Source organism: Campylobacter sp. 110, from assembly GCF_002383965.1.
Taxonomy (GTDB): domain Bacteria; phylum Campylobacterota; class Campylobacteria; order Campylobacterales; family Campylobacteraceae; genus Campylobacter_D; species Campylobacter_D coli.
The window spans coordinates 1-6,292 of the sequence record NZ_NXBD01000011.1 but is presented as its reverse complement, the minus strand read 5'-3'; the positions used below and the strand labels follow the sequence as shown (position 1 = coordinate 6,292).

The 6,292-nt window shown below is 26.0% G+C and carries 11 protein-coding genes; 6 read left to right on the top strand and 5 right to left on the bottom strand.

Going from position 1 to position 6,292, the window contains the following annotated elements; all coding sequences use genetic code 11:
• The 3 genes from BGS43_RS00555 to BGS43_RS00545 all read right to left on the bottom strand — a co-directional run.
• Positions 1–524 (bottom strand): Rha family transcriptional regulator (locus BGS43_RS00555; RefSeq protein WP_096568402.1); only part of this gene is annotated, 524 nt, incomplete at its 3' end.
• 430 nt (positions 525–954) lie between these two features.
• Positions 955–1,239 (bottom strand): hypothetical protein, encoded by a 285-nt coding sequence (locus BGS43_RS00550; protein WP_002788580.1) that lies wholly within the window; start codon positions 1,237–1,239, stop codon positions 955–957.
• Positions 1,236–1,439, bottom strand: a complete 204-nt coding sequence (locus BGS43_RS00545; protein ID WP_002858450.1) for a hypothetical protein — start codon at positions 1,437–1,439, stop codon at positions 1,236–1,238. The genes BGS43_RS00550 and BGS43_RS00545 overlap by 4 nt, the downstream gene beginning before the upstream one ends.
• Before the next feature lie 166 nt (positions 1,440–1,605).
• On the opposite strand from BGS43_RS00545, the gene BGS43_RS00540 reads away from it, so the two are divergent.
• From BGS43_RS00540 to BGS43_RS09970, 6 genes are all read left to right on the top strand, one after another.
• The gene (locus tag BGS43_RS00540) at positions 1,606–1,992 is read left to right on the top strand and encodes a helix-turn-helix domain-containing protein (protein WP_052949215.1); all 387 of its coding nucleotides are present in this window, start codon (positions 1,606–1,608) and stop codon (positions 1,990–1,992) included.
• A gap of 3 nt (positions 1,993–1,995) precedes the next feature.
• Entirely contained in the window at positions 1,996–2,313 is a 318-nt protein-coding gene (locus BGS43_RS00535; RefSeq protein ID WP_096568400.1) for a hypothetical protein, read from the top strand.
• Between the two features lies 1 nt (position 2,314).
• Positions 2,315–3,295 (top strand): exonuclease domain-containing protein, encoded by a 981-nt coding sequence (locus BGS43_RS00530; RefSeq protein ID WP_002788576.1) that lies wholly within the window; start codon positions 2,315–2,317, stop codon positions 3,293–3,295.
• A gap of 9 nt (positions 3,296–3,304) precedes the next feature.
• Positions 3,305–3,925: a hypothetical protein gene (locus tag BGS43_RS00525; protein WP_002858053.1), complete on the top strand. Its 621-nt coding sequence runs from the start codon at positions 3,305–3,307 to the stop codon at positions 3,923–3,925.
• A 1-nt stretch (position 3,926) separates the two neighbouring features.
• Positions 3,927–4,904 (top strand): KAP family NTPase, encoded by a 978-nt coding sequence (locus tag BGS43_RS09975; RefSeq protein ID WP_257841412.1) that lies wholly within the window; start codon positions 3,927–3,929, stop codon positions 4,902–4,904.
• 78 nt (positions 4,905–4,982) lie between these two features.
• Positions 4,983–5,720, top strand: coding sequence for a hypothetical protein (locus BGS43_RS09970; protein ID WP_237916412.1), 738 nt, complete (start codon positions 4,983–4,985; stop codon positions 5,718–5,720).
• Between the two features lie 54 nt (positions 5,721–5,774).
• On the opposite strand, the gene BGS43_RS00515 is transcribed toward BGS43_RS09970, so the two are convergent.
• Both BGS43_RS00515 and BGS43_RS00510 read right to left on the bottom strand, forming a co-directional pair.
• Positions 5,775–5,972: a hypothetical protein gene (locus tag BGS43_RS00515; RefSeq protein ID WP_002905815.1), complete on the bottom strand. Its 198-nt coding sequence runs from the start codon at positions 5,970–5,972 to the stop codon at positions 5,775–5,777.
• Positions 5,890–6,292 (bottom strand): hypothetical protein (locus BGS43_RS00510; RefSeq protein WP_141085288.1); only part of this gene is annotated, 403 nt, incomplete at its 5' end. The genes BGS43_RS00510 and BGS43_RS00515, both read right to left, overlap by 83 nt.

Genomic DNA, 6,292 nt, shown 5'->3' with positions numbered 1-6,292 from the left:
ATTTCAATTTTATTTTTTTCATAAAGTATTTTTGCGAAATCTCTTATTAAAATAGCATCATTAGTATCTTTTATACGATTTGCAAAGTGAATAAGTGGTGCGTTTTCTTTGGCTTCATTTTTTAAATTTACATTTTCAATTTGAAGCTTTTCATTTCTCTCTAAAAGTTCTAATTGCATTTGCAAACTTTCTTTTAATGAAAGCGGTTTATAACTTTGTTTTTTAAGCTCATTTTCTAAGTATTCTAATCTATCGATTATCTTTGCTCTTAGCTCAACACTATATCCACTCACTAAAATCAATACTTCTCTTTTTGGTAAGCGGTAACACTTGTAAGATTGCTTATTTTGTGTGTTTTGGTAGGTGTCTTCAAATTTGAAGACACCCCCTTCAACCACTTTTTCTAAGTAAGTTTCTATATCTCTTATAACATTAAAATGCTCCTTGCCTGTAAGCTCTGCTATCTCTAAAGAAGTTAAGCTTATTTCTTTGTTTTCATCTTTTTTAAAAAGTTCTAAATTCATTTATTCTCCTTAAAATTTTTTAGTGTTTAAATGAAGACTTAAGAGCCATCTTAAAAGATGGCTTAATTTAAGAAGAAATAAATAAATTTGAGGACTTTAAAAGAATTCTCATTAGTCCTCATTTAAACACTAACCAAAACATAGGACCTGCATTCAAAGTCTAAAAGACTTTTGGTATTTTGGTAAATTAACAAAGCTTTAAAAAAGCCCACTTTCCACACCGTCGCCTGTGAGTGCAATGAATATAAGAACACACTAGCCATAAAAGGCTAGTGAAGCAATCTAAAAAATATCAAACCTTTAAAGTTCGCAATTGTAGGCGTTTATCCACTTAACGCAACTTTTGCAAAAACCCTTTAAGCACACTTTTTGCTATCACTTTAAAAAATGCGATTTTAAAGTGCTTAGATAAATGTGCTTAATGAGGCTTTTAAGCCGCCTCGATCTCTTCTAATAAAGCTTTAATTTCTTTCATAGATTTTTCATAGGCTTGCTTACGGATTTCGTTCTTTTTATACTCGCTTTTTAGCTTTTCTATGCGTTTTATTAGTCTTTCATCCTCTCTTAAACCCAGTTTTAAAAGGGCTATTTCAACCTTTGCATTTGTAAGATTATTTGAAAGCCAACTATTTAAGACATTGTGAGCTAAATTTAGTTTTAACCCTGCTTCTGTTATGCTACTAACACCTAATTTTTGCTTTATAGCTTGTTTCATTTTGAAACCTTTATGCTGATAATCGTTTTTTCAAAAAGTCCATCACTCACAGCTTCTATGCTTATCTCATCATTTGTATGTAAAAAATTAAGTCCTTTTTCAAAAACCTCATCACTAAAATTAAAACACTTTCTAAGCTCTTCCTTTTCTTCAGTTTTTCTAAAACTTAAAACATCTAAAATTGATTTTGCTTCTTGCATCTTTACTCCTAAAAACTTTCTAAGTTAAAACTTGGCATACTTTATGCTTTGATTAAATAATTATTTTATTTTGTAAAATTAATTATGTGTAGAATTATACTTGATTTTGAAAGTATTGTCAAGTATTTAAATGTATTATTTTTATTTTTAATAAAAAAGGCTATATATGAATGATTTTGAAAGTATTTTAAATTTTTTAAGATATGAAACGAATAGTAAAACCGATAAAGAAATGTGCGTAAAACTAAATATTCCATATGGGACACTTGATACTTGGAAAGCTAGGAAATCAATTCCAACTAAAAAATTATACGAATTTTCTAAAATTTTAGGCGTCAATATCGATACTATAATTAACGGAAATATTAATACAAAAGGAAATGAAAATGTCATAGTGCAAGGAAAAGATAATGTTGTAAATTTTCAAAAAAACAGTAAATATAATGATAAATTTCAAGAATTTTTAGCCTTGTATGAAAAATATGGCAACGAAGCTTTACTAGATCAATTTATCAATAAATTAGAAAATTTAAAAAAAATAATAGAGGAGTAAAAAATGGAAATTATAAATACTTTGATCGAATTTTTTAATTCGTTTGGCGTTTTTGTTTTACTAGGAATCGCAATAATCGTTTTATGGATTTTATCCATAAGAGAAAAAAGTAGAAAAGAAAGAGAGGTGTACGAAGCTATAAGACGCGAAGAAGTTTCTAGGATAAGCGATGGCGTAGCCAGTGGAATAGTAAGAATTTTTAATGATAAGAGTTTTATACAAGCTCTAAATAATGGAGTTTCCATAGAAGTTAAAATTAATGTTGATGGAAGCCAAAATATCATTATTAACGGCAATGGCAATCAAATCCAAAGAGTGTGAAATGGAAAATTATGACATTGATATCTATGGAAATCCTATTAAAGTTAAAAAGCCAAGTAGAGAGTTTAAAGGGCAAAGTTTAATCTATTTCCCAAAATCTTATGTAGTTATTGATTTGGAAACTACAGGATTTGATCCAAAATGTAATGAAATTTTAGAAATTGTTGCCTTGCGTTATGAAAACAATGAAAAAATAGCTGAGTTTTCAAAACTTATCAAAGTTTCTTTTTTACCTAGTTTTATCACAGAATTTACAGGCATTAATGAAGACATGATTAAAAATTGCAATGATATATCTCAAACATTAAAAGAATTTGATGATTTTTTAAAAAGTGGTGATATTTTAGTCGCTCACAATGCACATTTTGACATTAATTTTTTATATGATAATTTTATGTGCTATTTAAACAAGCCCTTTAGCTTTGATTTTGTTGATACTATGCGCTTATCAAAACTTATTAATCAAGAGTTAGCACATCATCGCTTAAAAGATTTGTGTAATCAATACAACATTTGTTATGAAAATGCTCATCGTGGGGAGAAAGACTGCGAATTAACACATTTGTGTCTTATGGAGTTAAAAAAGACAGCTTTTGATAACTCACTTATCGAAAATGATGTTCTTGTTAATAATGGATTGAAAACACAAATTAGGCAAACCCAAACTAAAGCTAAAGATATACAAGCTAAAATACAAGAATTTGATATTTCACATCCACTTTATAATCAAAATTGTGTAATCACTGGTATACTTGGGCGATTTACAAGATCACAAGCGATGCAAATCATTGCGGATTTAGGTGGTATAAATCAAGATAGCGTTACTAAAAAAACCAATATATTAATTCTTGGAGATAATGATTATCGTGCTATGATAAAAGGCGGAATTAGCAATAAGCTAAAACGAGCTAGAGAATTGATTTTAAAAGGACAAGATTTAAAAATCATTAGCGAAAATGTCTTCTATGATATGATTTTTTAAGGAGATAAAATGCAGTTAAGTTTATTTGATGAAAATAATTTAAAAGATTTAGGAATTCAAAGCATTAAAGCATATGAAGAAAAAAATGAGAAAAAGCTAAAAGATTTAATTTTTAAAATCAATTGTGTGTTAAATTTAGACAGTCAAAAAGATTTAGTTTTACAAATTCGTAGTATTTACATAGAAATTTATAAAAACTTTTTAAAAGATGAAGAAATAAAAAACCTTACTTTAGGTTTTGTCATTAAACTGAGTTTAATCTATGATAAAAGTGTGCTTGAAGAATTGAAAAAAATAAATATTTCTAATAATTTCTTACAGGATGTTTTAAAAATGGATTTACAAAATTTCAGCAAAGAAATAAAGCTTTTTGTAAAAGAAAATTTAAAAAATCAAATTTCTGAAAAACACATAGAAATCAAGCAACTTAAAATTTTTGATCTTTATAAAAAAATAGCTACTTATATTTATATTAAAAAATTTAAAAGATATGGGCTTTTATCTTATATTCAAAAAAATACGCAAGATGATAAGTTAAAAAACCAAACTTATGATCTAATGAATGCTTTTCGTTTTTATTTAAATGATTTTTTTGAAAATTTTGATATGAGTAGGGGTCTTAAGGAGTAAAATGTATATCACAATTGATAAAATTGCAGAGTTTTTAACTAGCAAATCTAGAGTATGTCTAACCATAAATGGACATTGGGGTATAGGTAAAACTCATCTATGGAAACAAGTTGAAGAAAAAATAAATGCAGATAAAAAAGTTGTTTATATCGATCTTTTTGGCAAAGAAAGCTATAAGCAAATATTAGAAGAAATAGTTTTTAAAATACATCAGAACTATAATAAAACAGTAAATGTTACTTCACGGATTATATCTAAAACTATAAACATTAAATCCGCTGGAATAATTAACATTAATCCTGATGCTATTTTTTCCTTTTTAAAAAAGGAAGACTTTAATAATATTATTGTGTGTTTTGATAACATAGAAAGAAGATCTGACAATCTTTCTTTGAAAGAAATTTTAGGACTTGTAAATTTACTCAAAGAAGACAAAGAATGTAGTGTTGTTCTTATTTTGAATAAAAATGAGTTAAATAAACAAGAAGACAATGCTAAAAATAATATGCAAACATCAAGCAACGATAAAACTCAGCATGATGCCAAACAAAACAATAATGACTGGTATCAAGAATACAAAGAAAAAGTTATTGATTATAAAGTGTGTTTAAAAGATAATGATGAGATTGCAAAAGCTTTAATTGAAGAAGCATTTATGCAAGATGAGAAATTGATACGAGATAATGGTTTAAAAAGTAATTTAGTTGATATTGTTTTAAAGCACTATCAAGATATTTGCGATAGCAATCTAAGATTGTTATTGAAAATATTAGAACATATAAAATATTTTAATGAAAGATGTTTTCAATCACATTATGATAAAACAATTAAAGAAGAATTTATAATAGTGATACATGAACATTACCTTGCAATTTTCAATGCCGTAAAAGACTTTTATATACAACGAAAAGAAAAAAGAAATCTGAGTAATATGTATATATACGATATTGTCACTACGATATTGTCACAAGGTATTTAAATAATTTTTTTTATTATAAATGATAATGATGAAAAAAAATTAAATGATATAATTATTCGACAATTATCATCTAAATTATTGTTAACATTTGAAAAAACTTATACCACCTATTTTGATGAAGGCGGTAGCGATGCCGATTTTAAAAATAAAATAGAAAACATATTGCAAATTCGTGATAATAAACTAGAAGTTTTTGCAAAAGATTTAAATTCTGAAAAATTTTTAAAAACAATATATTGGTTTAAACAAATAATAAAATCAGATCAAGAAGTAAGTGAGGAATACAAAAAAGGATATTTTGAAAAAATAGACAAGATTATCCAAATTTTAATTAAAGAGCAATATCCTTATTATAGTAAAAGAATAAAGCTGCTAATTGCTTTTAGTAAACAATGCAAAAAAATTTATAGTGAAATTACAAAAAAACACAATAATGAAGACAAATTAAAAATCTTTAAGTATAATATAAAAGAATATCCTCACATATTCCATTTTGTCAATATAGATAAGTTTAATCAATATGAAATAAAATCTATTAAAGATGCTTTTTATAATGATAAATATTTTCTCAAAAATTTTATAGATTTTTTTAGACTTGTGCCGAAAAAAAATCCTATTCCAAAAGGTGATCATAATCTTAATAGATATACTGATACCGATAGCAAAGAGTATGAAAAAATTTTCAAAAAGAATAATTTATTTTTAGCTTTTATAGAATATATAAATGAAAATAAATACAAAAAACAAATATTTATCAAAGATCGAAGAGTTAATAACGATAAGTCCAATATCTTATCAAAACTATTTTATCTATAAGATTAATAATTTTAACAAATAACATCTTCGCCCGCATTTACGAGCAAAGATGTGTTATTCATCATTCAACTCCTTAATCTTTCTAATCTGTATCTCACACTGTTTGTATTTGTAAAAAAGCATAGAATAAGCATTTAAAATATCTAGTTCATTTTTTGCTATTGGCTTTTCAAGAGGACTTAATGTTAGTAGTTCTTGCGGAATTCTTACTTTTTGAATTTCTATTTTGGTTACTACTTGTTGAGTTTGCATCCCACAACCTATCAACGACATCGTTAAAAAGCTTGGTAATATTATTTTCATTGCTTTTATAAATATATTCTTTAACATATTGCACCCTTTCTTGTACTTGATTTTTTTGATTGTTTGCTTCATTTAAAGCCTTTAATTCTGTTTTATGAATTTGATTTAATTCTTTTAATTTTTCTTGATTATTTTCATTTATTTTTAAAGCCAAAGCTAAATCACTTTGACTTTTTTCTAATTTGGCCTTTGTGCTATCAAGTCTTAGATAAAAATATCCTGTTAAGATTGCCATTAAAGCTAAGGCTATATAAAGCTTTGCATTTCCA

What these genes read in the sequence shown, in the direction of transcription:
- BGS43_RS00515 (WP_002905815.1), bottom strand. Translation starts at nt 5,972, where the DNA reads ATGCAAACTCAACAAGTAGTAACCAAAATAGAAATTCAAAAAGTAAGA.
- BGS43_RS09975 (WP_257841412.1), top strand. Translation starts at nt 3,927, where the DNA reads ATGTATATCACAATTGATAAAATTGCAGAGTTTTTAACTAGCAAATCT.
- BGS43_RS00525 (WP_002858053.1), top strand. Translation starts at nt 3,305, where the DNA reads ATGCAGTTAAGTTTATTTGATGAAAATAATTTAAAAGATTTAGGAATT.
- BGS43_RS00535 (WP_096568400.1), top strand. Translation starts at nt 1,996, where the DNA reads ATGGAAATTATAAATACTTTGATCGAATTTTTTAATTCGTTTGGCGTT.
- BGS43_RS00545 (WP_002858450.1), bottom strand. Translation starts at nt 1,439, where the DNA reads ATGCAAGAAGCAAAATCAATTTTAGATGTTTTAAGTTTTAGAAAAACT.
- BGS43_RS00530 (WP_002788576.1), top strand. Translation starts at nt 2,315, where the DNA reads ATGGAAAATTATGACATTGATATCTATGGAAATCCTATTAAAGTTAAA.
- BGS43_RS00540 (WP_052949215.1), top strand. Translation starts at nt 1,606, where the DNA reads ATGAATGATTTTGAAAGTATTTTAAATTTTTTAAGATATGAAACGAAT.
- BGS43_RS00550 (WP_002788580.1), bottom strand. Translation starts at nt 1,239, where the DNA reads ATGAAACAAGCTATAAAGCAAAAATTAGGTGTTAGTAGCATAACAGAA.